This is a genomic window from Microcella alkalica, assembly GCF_014137945.1.
In the GTDB taxonomy this organism is placed as follows: Bacteria; Actinomycetota; Actinomycetes; order Actinomycetales; family Microbacteriaceae; genus Microcella; species Microcella alkalica.
Window position 1 is genome coordinate 78085 of record NZ_JACGWX010000001.1, and the last position, 15136, is coordinate 93220.

Genomic DNA, 15136 nt, shown 5'->3' on the forward strand with positions numbered 1-15136 from the left:
GCATCCGAGCGTGATGCTGTGAATCAGCCGTGCCCTCCCCCACGCGGGGGTCGAACGCCCCGTCCGCCTCATTCCGCCCCCGCAGGAAAGGTCTTCTATGTCCTCGACCATCGACTTGGCCGTCATCCCCGGTGACGGCATCGGCCCGGAGGTCACGACCGAGGCCCTCGCTGTCCTCCATTCCGCGGTCGGCGGTGGTGTCGCGATCGCCGAGACGCACTACTCGCTCGGTGCCGAGCACTACCTCGAGACCGGCGAGATCCTGCACGACGAGACCATGGAGCGCCTCGCGCGCCACGACGCCATCCTCTTCGGTGCCGTCGGCGGCGATCCGCGGGATGCCCGGCTCGCGGGCGGGCTCATCGAGCGCGGTCTTCTGCTCCGACTGCGATTCGCGTTCGATCACTACGTCAACCTGCGACCCACGCGCCTCTTCCCGGGAGTGACCTCGCCGCTGTCGAGCCCCGGCGAGGTCGACTTCGTCGTCGTTCGGGAGGGCACCGAGGGCCCGTACGTGGGCAACGGCGGGAGCATCCGCGTCGGGACCCCGCACGAGATCGCCAACGAGGTCAGCGTGAACACGGCGTTCGGCGTCGAGCGCGTCGTGCGCTTCGGATTCGCGCAGGCCGCTGCCCGCAGCTGCCGCCTGACGCTCGTCCACAAGACCAACGTGCTCGTGAACGCCGGCTCGCTCTGGCAGCGCACGGTCGACCGCATCGCGCCGGAGTTCCCCGGCGTGAACGTCGACTACCTGCACGTCGACGCGGCGACGATCTTCCTCGTCACCGACCCCGCGCGCTTCGACGTGATCGTCACCGACAACCTGTTCGGCGACATCCTCACCGATCTCGCCGGCGCCATCAGCGGCGGCATCGGGCTCGCGGCATCGGGCAACATCAACCCCGACCGCGCCTTCCCGAGCATGTTCGAGCCCGTCCACGGCTCGGCGCCCGACATCGCCGGTCAGCAGAAAGCCGACCCGACGGCGGCGATCCTCTCGGCGGCGCTCCTGCTCGAGCACCTCGGGCACCCGGAGGCGGCAACCCGCATCACGACGGCCGTCGCCGCCGACCTGGCCGGTCGCGGCTCGGAGAGGCGGTCGACGCGCGAGGTCGGCGCGGCCATCCTGGCGGCCGTCGAGCGCTGAGCACGACCTGCTCCGCGACCGCGGCGGAGTACCCTGAACCCACACTCCACCGTCGGAGAGCATCCGACGGCGATTCTCGAGGACGACCATGACGAACCTCCTGCCGATGGCGGACCAGGGGCTGACCTTCCAGGTCACCCGCAACGAGCACGCGATGAGCGCGGAGCAGCGCGAGGCGATCCTCGCCGCACCGGGCTTCGGCAAGCACTTCACCGACCACATGGTCGACATCTGCTGGAGCGAGAGGGGCGGCTGGCACCGCCCGCGAGTGCAGCCGTACGGCCCGATCGCGCTCGACCCCTCGGCGGCCGTGCTGCATTACGGGCAGGAGATCTTCGAGGGCCTCAAGGCCTACCGTCGCGGCGACGGCTCAATCTGGTCATTCAGGCCCGACGCGAACGCGCGCCGCCTGCAGCGCTCCGCGAAGCGGCTCGCGCTGCCCGAGCTGCCCGTCGAGCACTTCCTCGAGTCGCTGCGTCAGCTCATCGCCGTCGACGGCGACTGGGTGCCGAGCGCGCCCGAGACGAGCCTGTACCTGCGCCCGTTCATGTTCGCCAAGGAGGCCTTCCTCGGCGTGCGTCCGGCCCACAAGGTCGCCTACTACGTGATCGCGTCGCCCGCCGGCGCCTACTTCTCCGGCGGCGTCGCCCCCGTCTCCATCTGGCTCACGACCTCGTACTCGCGCGCCGGCAAGGGCGGCACGGGCGCGGCGAAGACCGGAGGCAACTACGCCGCCTCTCTCGTCGCCCAGGCGGAGGCCGCTGAGCACGGCTGCCAGCAGGTGCTCTTCCTCGACTCGGTCGAGGGGACGTATCTGGAGGAGCTCGGCGGCATGAACGTCGTGCTCGTCACCAAGGACGGCACCCTCATCACTCCGCACAGCGACTCGATCCTCGAGGGGATCACGCGCGATTCGATCCTGCAGCTCGCGGAGGATCGCGGCCACCGCGTCGAGCGCCGCCGCGTGACGCTCGACGAGTGGCGCGACGGCGTCGCCTCCGGCGAGATCGTCGAGGCGTTCGCGTGCGGCACGGCCGCCGTCGTGACCCCCATCGGCCTGCTCAAGGGCGTCGTCGACGGCGAGGCCTTCGAGATCGGCTCGGCCGACGCCCAGCCCGGCGAGCTGACGATGTCGCTCCGCCAGGAGCTCACCGGCATCCAGTACGGCCGCCGCCCCGACACCCACGGGTGGATGCTCCGCCTGGACGCCTGAGCGACGTGACCACCCGCTCCGCCCGCCAGCGGGCGCTGCACCGCATCGGCGTGCTCGCGCTCTCGAGCCTGTGCGGCGCGATCATCGGGCTCGTGGGCTCCGCGACTCACCAGTCGCTCCCGCCGGTCGGCATCGTGCTCGCGGCCTCGACGACCGCGCTGTTCCTGACGGGGCTCCGCGCCTGGGGCGACGATCGCGGTCCCGCCGCCGCCGGCGCCTTCGGGATCGGCTCGGTCGTGCTCGCCCTCGCGACCCCGGGAGCCGGGGCATCCGTGCTCATCCCCGGCAACCTGCTCGGCTACGCGTGGACGGTCGGCATCATGCTCATCGCGCTCGTCGTGCTCGCTTGGCCCCGCGTTCAGCGCCTTCACCGTCGACCGGCGGGTAGCATCGAGACGACCGCTTCCGATCAGAGAGACCCTTCAGCGCCGTGACCTACGTGATCGCCCTTCCCTGCGTCGACGTCAAAGACCGCGCGTGCATCGACGAGTGCCCTGTCGACTGCATCTACGAGGGCGACCGGATGCTCTACATCCACCCCGACGAGTGCGTCGACTGCGGCGCCTGCGAGCCCGTGTGCCCCGTCGAGGCGATCTACTACGAGGACGACCTCCCCGAGCAGTGGAGCGACTACTACCGCGCGAACGTCGAGTTCTTCCAGGAGATCGGCTCGCCGGGCGGTGCGGCCAAGGTCGGCGTGATCCACGGCGACCACGAGGTCGTCACGGCGCTCCCGCCGCAGAACTGACGCGGGGCCCTCGTGCCCCTCTCGTTGCCCGACTTCCCCTGGGACTCGCTCGCGCCGTTCTCGGCCCGTGCGCGCGCCCACGCCGACGGCATCGTCGACCTCTCGGTCGGCTCGCCCGTCGACGAGACCCCCGCGGTCGTGCGCGACGCGCTCGTGGCCGCGACCGACGCGCACGCCTACCCGCAGACGATGGGGACGCCCGCCCTGCGCGAGGCGATCGTGCGCTGGTACGCGCGACGGCGCGGCGTGATCCTCCCCGGCACGGATGCCGTGCTCCCCACGATCGGCTCGAAGGAGCTCGTCGCGCTCCTGCCGCTCCTCCTCGGCCTCGGCCGCGACGACGTCATCGTGCATCCCCGCACCGCGTACCCGACGTACTCGGTCGGCGGCGCGCTGCTCGGCGCGACCGCGGTCGCGGAGGACGACCCCGCGCGCTGGCCAGACGGCGCGCGACTCATCTGGATCAACTCGCCCGGCAACCCCGACGGCGCCGTCCTCGGCACCGCCGGGCTGCGAGCGGCGGTCGCGCGAGCCCGCGAGCTGGGCGCCGTGCTCGTCAACGACGAGTGCTACGCAGAGCTCGGATGGGAGCCCGAGCGCTGGGGCGAGACGACCGAGGCCGGCGGCGCGGGCGACCCGCGCGGACCGGCGCTCGTGCCGAGCATCCTCGACCCCCGCGTCGTCGACGGCGACCTGACCGGCCTGCTGAGCGTGTACTCGCTCTCGAAGCAGTCGAACCTCGCCGGGTACCGTGCGGCCTTCCTGGCCGGCGACTCCGCGATCGTGCGGCAGCTGCTGGAAGCGCGCAAGCACCTCGGGCTCATCCCGCCCGCGCCCGTGCAGGCGGCCATGATCGCCGCGCTCGACGACGACGCGCACGTCGCCGCCCAGCGCGAGATCTACCGGTCGCGACGGGATGCCCTTGCCGGCGCCCTGCGCGCGTCCGGCTTCCGCATCGACCGCTCCGAGGCCGGGCTCTACCTGTGGGCCACGCGAGATGAGCCGGCGCTCGACACCCTCGCCGCGCTCGTGGAGCTCGGGATCCTCGCCGCCCCCGGAACCTTCTACGAGGGGGAGGGGTCGCGGCACGTGCGGCTCGCGCTCACGGCGACCGACGAGCGCATCGCGCAGGCGGCGGAGCGCCTGCGCGCGAGCGTGGCGTGACGCGCATGCCGTGGCCGTCACTTGTGACGAGCCACGGTCATCCTTGGCGGACTTCCACAACGCCGGATCGGGCGTCTTGGTCGATGCGGTACTGGTCGCCGCGGTCGCCTAGGCTGTAGTCGGGTTCCTTCCGCGGACCGGCGCCACCCCGACGAACGCGGCCATCCCGCCACCACCCCCGACCCCACCAACGCGAGGAGGCGCTGTGAGCGACGCCGACAAGGCCATCCTGCAGTTCCCCGGCGGAACCGCGGAGTTCCCCATCCTGACCAGTGCCGACGGCGCCTCGAGCATCGACGTCTCGACCCTGACGAAGCAGACCGGCCTCACGGCCCTCGACTACGGATTCGTCAACACCGCCTCGACGAAGAGCGCGATCACGTACATCGACGGCGACCAGGGGATCCTGCGCTATCGCGGGTACGCGATCGAGGACATCGCCGCCAACTCGAGCTTCCTCGAGGTCGCGTGGCTCCTCATCTACGGCGAGCTGCCGAGCGCCTCCGAGCTCGCCGCGTTCGACGAGCGGGTGCGTCGCCACACGCTCCTTCACGAGGACCTCAAGCGGTTCTTCGACTCGCTGCCGCACCAGGCGCACCCCATGTCGGTGCTCTCGTCGGCCGTCTCGGCGCTGTCGACCTACTACGGCGACTCGCTCAACCCGCACGACCCCGAGCAGGTCGAGATCTCGACCATCCGCCTCCTCGCGAAGCTTCCCGTCATCGCGGCCTACGCGCACAAGAAGTCGGTCGGTCAGGCGTTCCTGTACCCCGACAACTCGCTGAGCTTCGTCGACAACTTCCTCCGCCTGAACTTCGGCACCATGGCCGAGCCGTACGAGGTCAACCCCGTCATGTCGCAGGCGCTCGAGCGCCTGCTGATCCTCCACGAGGACCACGAGCAGAACGCCTCGACCTCGACCGTGCGCCTCGTCGGCTCGACCGAGGCCAACCTCTTCGCCTCGATCTCGGCGGGCATCAACGCTCTCTCGGGCCCGCTGCACGGCGGCGCGAACGAGTCGGTTCTGACGATGCTCGGCCGCATCCGCGACAGCGGCGAGAGCGTCGAGCGCTTCGTCGAGCGGGTGAAGAACAAGGAGGACGGCATCAAGCTCATGGGCTTCGGCCACCGGGTGTACAAGTCGTACGACCCGCGCGCCAAGCTCGTGAAGGAGAGCGCCGACGCCGTGCTCGCCGACCTCGGCATCAGCGACCCGCTGCTCGACATCGCGCGCGAGCTCGAGCAGATCGCCCTCGACGACGACTACTTCAAGGAGCGCCGCCTCTACCCGAACGTCGACTTCTATACGGGCGTCATCTACAAGGCCATGGGCTTCCCGACGCGCATGTTCACCGTGCTCTTCGCGATCGGCCGGCTTCCCGGCTGGATCGCCCACTGGCGCGAGATGAACGACGACCCGCAGACGAAGATCGGCCGCCCCCAGCAGCTCTACACGGGAGCGCCCGCGCGCGACTGGCCGCAGCGCTAGCCGCGCGGCGCGGGCCGCGTCTGCGCACTGCCGTCCGCCGCATGGTGTTCGCTCGTTCGGAGTCGGCGCTGTGGGACACGGCGTGTCGCGCGCCTCGGGCGGCGCGTCGCGACGCCGAACCGCGCGACGGTGCAGTCGGGGACGGTGCAAGTCCCGCAGCTCCGGTGGCGCGACTCACGCGCCCACTGAATCGGGCCACGGACGGAGTGCTGCGGCCCAGACCGGGCCTGAGCGAGACCCGCACCGGCGCGCGTGGCGCGGCGCGTCGCCCTACGCGTGCAGCGCCTCGTTGAGCACGACGCCGGCGCCCGTGCGGGGCAGCACCTCGACCGCTCCGGTGAGCGAGTTGCGCCGGAACAGCAGACCGGCCACGCCCGAGAGCTGCGCAGCCTTCACGGTGAGTGGGCGGGCATCCTCGTCGAGTGCGCCGTCGAGCACGACGACCTTCGTGCCGGCGGTCACGTAGAGCCCGGCCTCGACGACCGAGTCGTCGCCGATCGAGATGCCGATCCCTGAGTTGGCTCCGAGCAGGGCGCGCTCGCCGATCGAGACGCGGTGCGCGCCGCCGCCCGAGAGCGTGCCCATGATCGAGGCGCCGCCGCCGATGTCGCTGCCGTCGCCGACGACGACGCCCTGGCTGATGCGGCCCTCGACCATCGAGGCGCCGAGGGTTCCGGCGTTGAAGTTCACGAACCCCTCGTGCATGACGGTCGTGCCCGGCGAGAGGTACGCGCCGAGACGCACGCGCGAGGCGTCCGCGATGCGCACGCGCGGCGGCGTGACGTAGTCGAGCAGGCGCGGGAACTTGTCGATGCCCAGCGCCGAGACGCCGGCCCGCTGCAGCGCGGGGCGGTTCGCGTCGAAGTCGTCGGGGTGCACGGGGCCCGCGGTCGTCCACATGACGATGGGCAGGTGCCCGAAGACGCCGTCGAGGTTGACGGTGTTCGGCTTCACGAGGCGGTGGGACAGCAGGTGCAGTCGCAGGTACGAATCGGGCGTGGATGCGGGAGCCGCGGCGAGCTCGATCTCGACCGTGCGGGCCTCCATCTTCACTCCTCGGCGCGCGTCCTCCGCCTCCAGGTGCTCGATATCGGCCGGCACGATGTGGCGGTCGCGGCCCTCCGGAAGGGTGCCGAGGGCGGGGGAGGGGAACCAGGTGTCGAGAATCCCGCCGTCGGCGAGGCGGACGGTGGCGAGGCCGTAGCCCCAGGCGTGCGTGAGCGGGCTGTCGGGCATGGGATCCAGGCTACCCGCGCCGCGAACTAGGCTCGTGCCGATGAACGCGCAGCCGATGAACGCCCAGCCACTGGCCCCCGCCCTCCTCGACGACGTCGTGGCGCTCACCGCCGCGCTGTGCGACATCCCGAGCGTCTCGGCGGACGAGCGCGCTCTCGCCGACACGATCGAGGCGACGCTGCGCGTGCACGCCCCGCACCTCGAGCTCATCCGCGACGGGGATGCGATCGTCGCACGTACGAGCCTCGGCCGCGCCGAGCGCGTCGTGATCGCCGGCCACATCGACACGGTGCCCATCAACGACAACCTGCCCACGCGTCGCAGCGTCGACGACGGCATCGACACCCTGTGGGGGCGCGGCACGGTCGATATGAAGGGCGGCTGCGCGGTGCTCCTCGCCCTCGCGGTGCGGCTCGTCGACCCCGCCTACGACATCACGTGGGTCTGGTACGACCACGAGGAGGTCGCAAGCGAGCTCAATGGCCTCGGCCGACTCGCGCGAACGCGCCCCGAGCTCCTCGAGGGCGACTTCGCGATCCTCGGCGAGCCGAGCAACTCGGGCATCGAGGGCGGCTGCAACGGCACTCTGCGCCTTGAACTGCGCACGGCCGGCCGCCGCGCGCACTCGGCTCGCTCATGGATGGGGGTCAATGCCGTCCACGCGCTCGCGCCGATCCTCGAGCGCCTCGCCGCCTACGAGCCCGTGACCGTGACGGTCGACGGGCTCGACTACCGCGAGGGCCTCAACGCGGTCGGCGTGAGCGGCGGCGTCGCGGGCAACGTCATCCCCGACGCGGCGACACTGACCGTCAACTACCGATTCGCCCCCGACAAGACCCTCGCCGAGGCCGAGCAGCACGTGCGCGATCTCGTGGCCGATCTCGACCCGCCCGTCGAGGTCGTCGTCACCGATGCGGCGGCGGGCGCCCGCCCCGGACTGGATGCTCCGCTCGCACAGCGCTTCGTCCAGGCCGTGGGCGCCGAGCCAGCCCCCAAGTACGGCTGGACGGACGTCGCGCGCTTCAGCGAGCTCGGCATGCCCGCCGTCAACTACGGCCCCGGCGACCCGTCGCTCGCCCACACCGACGACGAGCGCGTCCCGGTCGAGCAGATCGTCGCGTGCGAGCGCGGCCTGCGCGCATGGCTGACCTCGGCCTGAGCTCCCGCCCGGTGGGGGAGCGACTGCTCGCCCTCCCCCGACGCCCGCCGTGGTGGCTGAGCATCCTCGCGCTGTACGCGGGGTCGCGCGTCGTCTCCACGGGCGTCCTGCTGCACTTCGCCTCGCGTCAGCAGGCGAACGCGTGGACGACTGCGCAGCCCGAGTACCTCGAGTTCGCCCGCCTGTGGGACGGCACGTGGTACTGGATCATCGCCGCGGGCGGCTACCCAGACGCTATCCCGCGCGACGAGGCGGGCCTCGCGACGGAGAACGCGTTCGCCTTCATGCCCGTCTATCCGTTCGTCGTGCGCGGGGTGATGGTGCTCACGGGGCTGCCCTTCGCTCCCACGGCCGTCGCGGTGTCGGTCCTAGCCGGGGCGGTCGCAGCGCTGCTGTTCCACAGGCTCGTGCGAACGTGGCTCGACGAGCGCGAGGCCCTCCTCGCGACGGCGCTGCTGTGCCTCGCGCCGGTCTCGCCGATCCTGCAGGTCGCGTACGCCGAGGCGCTGCACCTGGCGCTGCTGCTCGGGGCGCTCCTGCTCGTCGTCCGGCGCCGCTACGCGCCGCTCGCGGTGATCGTCACGATCATGGCTCTCACGCGGCCGAGCGGTCTCGCGTTCGCCTTCGGGCTCGCGCTCCTGCTCGCCTGGCGGTGGTGCCGCGATCACCGCGCGCTCGAGCCTTTTCCGATGCGCGAGCGCATCGAGCTCGCGGCCGTGACCGTCATCGCGGGCCTCGCGGGTCTCGCCTGGCCGGGCCTCGTGGCCCTCCTCACCGGCGACCTGACCGGATACATCGACACCGAGCTCGCCTGGCGCCGCCCCTACATCGGACCGGTCGAGCTCGTTCCGTTCACGGCCTGGTGGCAGGGAGCGCAATGGTGGCTCGGCGACGCGGTCGGTCCCGTCGTCCTGGTCGTCGTGCTCGCGGCGGCGGCCGCGTCCTTCGCCCTCCCGCAGATGCGCCGGATGCCCGTGGCGCTCCGCTGCTGGATCGTCGCCTACGCCGTCTACCTCCTCGCAGTGTTCTTCCCGCAGTCGAGCACGTTCCGACTGCTGCTGCCGCTCGCGCCCGTGCTCGGTGCGATCGGCGCCGGAGCCCTCGCGGTGCGGCCGCGCTGGCTGCGCGCCGCGCTCGTCATGCTCCTGCTCGCCGCCTCGGTCGCGGGCCAGCTCGGCTGGGTCCACATCGCGTGGTGGGTCGATGGCGCGGACTGGACCCCGCCCTGACCGGGATGCGCGGCGCGGGCCGTGACGAATATCCACGACCGGGCCTCCGTCGATTTAGCCGAACGACCCGCGTACTAGATAATGAGGGCAGAGCTTTCATCGAAAGGGGAAACCGCATATGGCCGCCATGAAGCCGAGAACCGGCGACGGACCGATGGAGGCTGTCAAGGAGGGGCGACTGATCATCGTGCGCGTACCGCTCGAGGGCGGTGGCCGCCTGGTCGTCTCCGTCAACGATGACGAGGCGAAGGAACTTCACGACGCGCTCGCCGCGGCGATCTCCTGACGACAGCACCCGATGCGTGAACGGGGTCGAGCCTCCGGGCTCGGCCCCGTCTCGTGTTTCCGGGCGCGCTCGCGTCGTCGACCCCGCAGGCGACTACGCGCCGCGCTTGATGATCTGCAGGAGTCCGTCGCCGACTGGCGAGAGGGCGACGTGCACGGCGCTCGAGCCCGCGAGCTCGCCGATCACGGAGCGGAAGTCGCGCGTCGTCGCCTCGCGCTTGGCCGGGTCTGCGACGGTGTCGCGCCACAGCGCGTGGGGGATGAGCACGACGCCGCCTACGCGGACGAGCCGCAGCGCGTGCTCCAGGTAGTCCAGGAGGCTCTTGGCGTCGGCGTCGACGAGCACGGCATCGTAGCTCGACTCGTTCATGCGGGGGAGGACGTCGATCGCGCGGCCCGTGATCATTCTCACGCGAGCGGTCGCGTGCCCGGCGTCGGTGAAGAACTTGCGGGCGTGCTGCTGGTGCTCGGCCTCGAGGTCGATCGTGGTCAGGTGGGCGCCGGGCGCGCCGCGGAGCATCCAGAGCCCGCTGACGCCGAGGCCGGTTCCGATCTCGATGATCGACTGCGCGTCGACGACGGCGGTCGCGAGCGCCAGGTGGGCGCCCGTCGCGGCGGTGACGGGGTCGACGCCCTGCTCGACGGAGTGGGCGCGGGCCGTGGCGATCTCATCGGGCTCGACCGTCGACTCCTCGACGTACTTCCACGACAGTTCCTTGCTGGCCACGGGCCCTCCTTCTCGCTGACAGCCTAGGGGTGGGGCTCCGGTTCGCCCGGCTATTCTGAGCGGGTGTCCTTCGGCCTGACGTTCGAGAAGCTCCTGCTCATCGGACTCATCGCCGTGCTCCTCATCGGCCCTGACCGGCTTCCCGGATACGCGGCGCAGTTCGCGCGTTTCATACGGACGCTGCGGGACATGGCGAACGGCGCGAAGGAGCGCATGCGAGACGAGATGGGACCGGACTTCGACGACGTCGACTGGAAGAAGCTCGATCCTCGCCAGTACGACCCGCGCCGCATAATCCGCGAGGCTCTTTTGGAGGACGATGCGCAGCCCGTCCGGCCCCGTGCGGGAAGCGCGGCCGCGACGGTCACGGCGCCGGTGCGGGAATCGGCGTACGCGCAGCGCCAGCGGCTCCAGAGGGAAGGCCGGCCGGCGCCGTTCGACGCCGAGGCGACATAGCCGCGACATCCCCCGGTGCTCAGCGCTCACCGACGGTGCGGTAGCCCGCGACGACGCGTTCGGCCTCGACCGCCAGCAGTTCGAGCACGCGGCGCACGCTCGGGCGCTCGGCGCGGTCGGCGCGCATGAGCGCCGAGATCTGCCGCTCGGCGGGGAGGCCCGTGATCGGCCGGGTGACGATGCCGTTGCCGTGGCTGCGCGTTGTGAAGCGCGGAAGGATCGCGATGCCGATGCCGGCCGCGACGAGCCGCTCGACGATGAGGTTGTCCATGACGCGCTGCACGATGCGCGGCTCGCGCCCGACGGTCGCCCCAAGGCGCTCGAGCACGCGATCGTACGGGTAGCCGACCGGCGCGCCGATCCAGTGCTCGTCGACGAGGTCGGTGCCCCGCACCACGGTCTTCTCCACGAGAGGGTGGCCGGCGGGCAGGGCGACGTCGAACGGCTCGATCATGAGCGGCACGCACCGGAGCCCGTTCTCGTTCCAATGGGCGGGGATTCCCTGCGAGTCGGCGATGACGACGTCGTAGTCGGCCGTGAGCTGCGCGAAGTCGGGGAGGGGGAGATCATGGTCGGTCAGCACGATCTCGAGGCCCTCTTCGTCGCGCAGCGCGCGCAGCGCCCCGGGGAGGAGCATCTGCCCGGCCGTCGGGAAGGCGCTCACGGACACCGAGCCTCGCGGACTCTGCTTGAACTCGAGCCAGAGCGCCTCGGCGGACTCGATCGCGACCGCGATCCGTCGAGCGGTGTCGGCGAGCGCGAGGCCCGCCCCGGTGAGCTCGAGGCCGCGCCCGCGCTTCTCGGTGAGAGCGACGCCCGCCTCCCGCTCGAGCAGCTTGAGCTGCTGCGAGACGGCACTCGGTGTGCGGTGCGTCGCTGCCGCAACGGCGGTGATGGACCCCCGATCGGCGAACTCGCGGAGCAGTTCGAGGCGGCGTACATCCATGAAGCCATACTACATGGACGCATAAGAAACATTCGATTGTGCTGAAACGTCACGTGAGGTCGAATAGGGGTGCTCAGGAAACGAAAAGGAGAACGCGGACATGCTCGCCGGATTGCTCATCATCGCTCTGCTCGGTATCGCCGGAGCGGTCTCGACCGCCGTGGTGACGGCGAAGGACGGCTACCGTCGCGTGCCGTCGCTTCCGCGCCCATAGCCGCCGACTCCGTCGACTGCCGTCGGATCCCGCGCTCACCATTCCAGGGGTGGGAGCGGGTTCCGGCGGCAGTCGTCGTTAACGCTCGGATGCTCGGCGCGGGCAGCCCGGAGCCCGAGTCAGCGCGGTGAGACGGTGAGCGGGCGCCCTGCAAGTCCGCGGCCCCGCGCTGCAATCGCACGGGCGAGATCTCTGATCGCCTCGGCCGCCGGGTCGCCGTCGACGAGCACGATCGGCTCGCCCTCGTCGCCGCCCTCCCGCAGCGCGATCGACAGCGGCACCCGCGCGAGCAACGGTACGCCGAGCCGCTCCGCCGTCTCGGCCCCGCCGCCGGAGCCGAACAGCTCGAGCACGCTTCCATCGGGCTGCGCGAGCCCCGCCATGTTCTCCACGACGCCGATGACCGTCTGACCGGTCTGCCTCGCCACGAGCGCCGAGCGCTCGGCGACGTCTGCCGCCGCCTTCTGCGGCGTCGTCACCACGACGACTTCCGCGTGCGGCAGCAGCTGCCCCACCGAGATCGCGACATCCCCCGTGCCGGGGGGCATGTCGAGCACGAGCACGTCGAGGTCGCCGAAATACACGTCGGTGAGGAACTGCTGCACCGTCCGGTGCAGCATCGGCCCGCGCCACGAGACGGCGGTGCGCTCGTCCACGAACATGCCGATCGAGATCACCGCGACGTCGTGCGCGCGCGGCGGCATGATCGCCTCGCCGACGCGCGTCGGCTTCGCCCCGGCGATGCCGAGGAGGCCCGGGATCGAGAAGCCGAACACATCGGCGTCGACGAGGCCGACCCGCAGCCCCTGCTGCGCGAGCGCGACGGCGAGGTTGGCGGTGATGGTCGACTTGCCGACGCCGCCCTTGCCGCTTGTCACGGCGATGACCCTCGTGAGCGAATCGGGGGTGAACGGCATGGCGGGCCGGTCGCCGCGCAGGCGGGCGATGAGGGCATCCCGCACCGCCGGGGCCATCACGCCGACCGCGACGTCGACCGACGCGACTCCCGGCACCGAGGATGCCGCGGCGCGGACATCGCGCTCGATGCGGTCGGCTGCGGGGCAGCCCACGATCGTGAGCTCGAGGTCGACCGTGACGCGGTCGCCCTGCACGCTCACGCGGGGCACCATGTCGAGCTCGGTGACGGGCCGGCGCAGCTCCGGGTCCATGACGCGGTCGAGTGCGCGACGCACGTCCTGCTCGGTCGGCGTCGGGGGAGCGGCGTCAGCCACGGCGGTCGCGGTCGTCGGCGGCGACCGCGATCTGCTCGAGGTCGGAGCGGTCGAGCTCCTCCAGGAGGCTGCGCAGCTCGGCGCGGATGAACTCCTTGGTGGCGATGTCCTTCATCGCCAGTCGGAGTGCGACGACCTCGCGGGCAAGGTACTCGGTGTCGGCGAGGGTTCGCTCGGCGCGCTGGCGGTCCTGCTCGATCTGCACGCGATCGCGGTCGTCCTGGCGGTTCTGCGCCAGCAGGATGAGGGGCGCCGCGTACGAGGCCTGCAGCGACAGGATGAGCGTGAGGAGTGTGAAGTTGAGGGCGCGCGGGTCGAACTGCGCGCCCGCCGGGGCTGAGCTGTTGTAGGTGATCCAGACCGCGACGAACAGCGTCATGCCGATGAGGAACCACGGCGTGCCCATCGCGCGGGCGAAGCCCTCCGAGAATCGTCCGATGCGGTCGCGGCTCGTGAACTGCGGGCGGAACAGCGATCGGCGCTGCGACTTGGGTGCGTCGAGTCCGTCGCGACGTGGCCCGGAGGACGGGCGGCGGCGGCGGTCAGCGGCCATCGGCCGGCCTCCTCGACGACGAGCCGCGACCGGCGCGCGGCACCGGCGCAGGCGATCGGCGGCGAGCGCGCGGCGGGAGGGGAGCGTCGTGCTCGGCGCTGCGCCAGTCGTCGGGCAGCAAGTAGTCGAGAACGTCATCGATCGTGACGAGCCCGACGAGGCGGCGCGTCTCGTCGACGACGGGCAGTGAGACGAGGTCGTAGCTCGCCAGGCGGCGCGACACCTCGGCGGCTGAGGTGTCGGGCGTCACCGGCTCGATCGACTGGTCGAGCAGAGTGCCGAGACGCTCGTGCGGCGGGTAGCGCAGCATCCGCTGGAAGTGCACCATCCCGAGGTAGCGCCCGGTGGGCGGCTCGTACGGCGGCAGCGTGACGCAGATGGCCGCGCCGATCGCGGGGGCGAGCTCGTGCCGACGGATGAGCGCGAGCCCCTCGGCCACGGTCGCGTCGGCCGAAACGATGATGGGCTCGGTCGTCATGAGCCCGCCGGCGGTGTCGGCGTCGTAGGAGAGCAGGAAGCGGACGTCCTCCGCCTCCTGGGGGTCCATGAGCTCGAGCAGGTGCTCGCCGCGCGTCGTCGGCAGCTGCGCGATGAGGTCGGCGGCGTCGTCGGGCTCCATGTTGTCGAGCACGTCGGCGGCGCGGTCGTCGTCGAGCTGGGAGAGGATGCGCACCTGATCCGACTCGGGCATCTCCTCGAGCGCGTCGGCGAGCCGGTCGTCGGGAAGCTCCTCCGCGACCTCCATGCGCCGCTCCTCGGAGAGCTCCAGGAGCGTGCTCGCGAGGTCGGCGGGAAGCAGGTCGGTGTACTGGGCGATGAGCTGCTCGGCGCTCTGGCCGGTAACCCCCGACGCCCGCTCGGTCACGTCGACCCAGCGCGCGAAGACCGTGCCGCCCTTGGCGAACGGCGCGGCTGCGGGGCGGGGGCGGCGGAGGAACAGCTGGCCCACGGCCCATTCGCCCGGCCCCGACTCCTCGATCGCGACGTCCTCGATCGTGGCCTCGCCGCTGCCGTCGCGCATGGAGACCCGGCGGCCGATCATCTCGGCGAGGACCCGCACCTCGCCTCCGCGCTGCTCGAACCGTCTGAGGTTGATGAGGCCCGTCGTGATGATCTGGCCCGAGCCGATGCTCGTGACGCGGCCGATGGAGAGGAACACCCGGCGCCGGCCGGGCACCTCGACCACGAGGCCGACCACGCGCGGAGCATCCGTTCGCCGGTACACGACCAGCACGTCGCGGACCTTGCCGACCTTGTCGCCCGCGGGGTCGAAGACGGAGCACCCGCTCAATCGGGCGACGAATACTTTCGCGGCGCTCACGCTGAAACCCTACCGTC

General features: G+C 71.5%; 16 protein-coding genes. 10 read left to right on the forward strand and 6 right to left on the reverse strand.

The genetic code is table 11. The features are described from left to right. The first annotated feature begins 97 nt into the window (after positions 1–97). The 6 genes from FHX53_RS00355 to FHX53_RS00380 all read left to right on the forward strand — a co-directional run bounded on the left by FHX53_RS00355 (position 98) and on the right by FHX53_RS00380 (position 5761). A complete protein-coding gene (locus FHX53_RS00355; RefSeq protein WP_182489144.1) occupies positions 98–1147 on the forward strand; it encodes a 3-isopropylmalate dehydrogenase in 1050 nt (349 codons plus the stop codon). Between the two features lie 88 nt (positions 1148–1235). Next, positions 1236–2360, forward strand: coding sequence for a branched-chain amino acid aminotransferase (locus tag FHX53_RS00360; RefSeq protein WP_182489146.1), 1125 nt, complete (start codon positions 1236–1238; stop codon positions 2358–2360). A 5-nt stretch (positions 2361–2365) separates the two neighbouring features. Then, a complete protein-coding gene (locus FHX53_RS00365) occupies positions 2366–2794 on the forward strand; it encodes a hypothetical protein (protein WP_182489148.1) in 429 nt (142 codons plus the stop codon). After that, positions 2791–3108: a ferredoxin gene (gene fdxA / locus FHX53_RS00370; RefSeq protein ID WP_182489150.1), complete on the forward strand. Its 318-nt coding sequence runs from the start codon at positions 2791–2793 to the stop codon at positions 3106–3108. Before FHX53_RS00365 ends, fdxA begins: the two co-directional genes overlap by 4 nt. Positions 3109–3120: 12 nt before the next feature. Beyond that, positions 3121–4272 carry a succinyldiaminopimelate transaminase gene (gene dapC, locus FHX53_RS00375; RefSeq protein ID WP_182489152.1) on the forward strand — a complete coding sequence of 384 codons (1152 nt, stop codon included), beginning with the start codon at positions 3121–3123 and terminating at the stop codon, positions 4270–4272. A 205-nt stretch (positions 4273–4477) separates the two neighbouring features. Next, positions 4478–5761, forward strand: a complete 1284-nt coding sequence (locus tag FHX53_RS00380) for a citrate synthase (protein WP_182489154.1) — start codon at positions 4478–4480, stop codon at positions 5759–5761. A 270-nt stretch (positions 5762–6031) separates the two neighbouring features. Here the strand turns inward: FHX53_RS00380 and dapD are convergent, their stop codons facing one another. Next, complete coding sequence (dapD, locus tag FHX53_RS00385; protein ID WP_182489156.1) at positions 6032–6997, reverse strand: 2,3,4,5-tetrahydropyridine-2,6-dicarboxylate N-succinyltransferase; 966 nt, start codon at positions 6995–6997, stop codon at positions 6032–6034. Between the two features lie 40 nt (positions 6998–7037). Between dapD and dapE the strand changes: the two genes are divergently transcribed. The 3 genes from dapE to FHX53_RS00400 all read left to right on the forward strand — a co-directional run bounded on the left by dapE (position 7038) and on the right by FHX53_RS00400 (position 9671). Further along, positions 7038–8156, forward strand: coding sequence for a succinyl-diaminopimelate desuccinylase (gene dapE, locus FHX53_RS00390; protein WP_246335367.1), 1119 nt, complete (start codon positions 7038–7040; stop codon positions 8154–8156). Continuing rightward, the gene (locus FHX53_RS00395; protein WP_182489158.1) at positions 8138–9385 is read left to right on the forward strand and encodes a hypothetical protein; all 1248 of its coding nucleotides are present in this window, start codon (positions 8138–8140) and stop codon (positions 9383–9385) included. The genes dapE and FHX53_RS00395 overlap by 19 nt, the downstream gene beginning before the upstream one ends. Before the next feature lie 118 nt (positions 9386–9503). Further along, a complete protein-coding gene (locus FHX53_RS00400; RefSeq protein WP_082514986.1) occupies positions 9504–9671 on the forward strand; it encodes a DUF3117 domain-containing protein in 168 nt (55 codons plus the stop codon). Positions 9672–9764: 93 nt separating this feature from the next. On the opposite strand, the gene FHX53_RS00405 is transcribed toward FHX53_RS00400, so the two are convergent. Next, entirely contained in the window at positions 9765–10397 is a 633-nt protein-coding gene (locus FHX53_RS00405) for a class I SAM-dependent methyltransferase (protein ID WP_182489160.1), read from the reverse strand. A 63-nt stretch (positions 10398–10460) separates the two neighbouring features. On the opposite strand from FHX53_RS00405, the gene FHX53_RS00410 reads away from it, so the two are divergent. Further along, positions 10461–10853: a twin-arginine translocase TatA/TatE family subunit gene (locus tag FHX53_RS00410; RefSeq protein WP_182489162.1), complete on the forward strand. Its 393-nt coding sequence runs from the start codon at positions 10461–10463 to the stop codon at positions 10851–10853. A 19-nt stretch (positions 10854–10872) separates the two neighbouring features. On the opposite strand, the gene FHX53_RS00415 is transcribed toward FHX53_RS00410, so the two are convergent. The 4 genes from FHX53_RS00415 to FHX53_RS00430 form a co-directional block, all read right to left on the reverse strand. Continuing rightward, positions 10873–11799, reverse strand: coding sequence for a LysR family transcriptional regulator (locus FHX53_RS00415; RefSeq protein WP_182489164.1), 927 nt, complete (start codon positions 11797–11799; stop codon positions 10873–10875). Between the two features lie 333 nt (positions 11800–12132). Continuing rightward, on the reverse strand, positions 12133–13245 hold the full coding sequence (locus tag FHX53_RS00420; RefSeq protein ID WP_343050706.1) for an Mrp/NBP35 family ATP-binding protein: 1113 nt from the start codon (positions 13243–13245) through the stop codon (positions 12133–12135). Continuing rightward, positions 13238–13798, reverse strand: coding sequence for a DUF1003 domain-containing protein (locus FHX53_RS00425; RefSeq protein WP_182489166.1), 561 nt, complete (start codon positions 13796–13798; stop codon positions 13238–13240). The genes FHX53_RS00420 and FHX53_RS00425 overlap by 8 nt, the downstream gene beginning before the upstream one ends. Next, on the reverse strand, positions 13788–15119 hold the full coding sequence (locus FHX53_RS00430; RefSeq protein ID WP_182489168.1) for a magnesium transporter MgtE N-terminal domain-containing protein: 1332 nt from the start codon (positions 15117–15119) through the stop codon (positions 13788–13790). The genes FHX53_RS00425 and FHX53_RS00430 overlap by 11 nt, the downstream gene beginning before the upstream one ends. Positions 15120–15136: the final 17 nt, after the last annotated feature.

Coding starts and splice junctions, on each gene's coding strand:
- dapE (WP_246335367.1), top strand. CDS start 7,038: ATGAACGCGCAGCCGATGAACGCCCAGCCACTGGCCCCCGCCCTCCTC.
- dapD (WP_182489156.1), bottom strand. CDS start 6,997: ATGCCCGACAGCCCGCTCACGCACGCCTGGGGCTACGGCCTCGCCACC.
- FHX53_RS00355 (WP_182489144.1), top strand. CDS start 98: ATGTCCTCGACCATCGACTTGGCCGTCATCCCCGGTGACGGCATCGGC.
- FHX53_RS00395 (WP_182489158.1), top strand. CDS start 8,138: ATGGCTGACCTCGGCCTGAGCTCCCGCCCGGTGGGGGAGCGACTGCTC.
- FHX53_RS00415 (WP_182489164.1), bottom strand. CDS start 11,799: ATGGATGTACGCCGCCTCGAACTGCTCCGCGAGTTCGCCGATCGGGGG.
- FHX53_RS00400 (WP_082514986.1), top strand. CDS start 9,504: ATGGCCGCCATGAAGCCGAGAACCGGCGACGGACCGATGGAGGCTGTC.
- FHX53_RS00360 (WP_182489146.1), top strand. CDS start 1,236: ATGACGAACCTCCTGCCGATGGCGGACCAGGGGCTGACCTTCCAGGTC.
- FHX53_RS00425 (WP_182489166.1), bottom strand. CDS start 13,798: ATGGCCGCTGACCGCCGCCGCCGCCCGTCCTCCGGGCCACGTCGCGAC.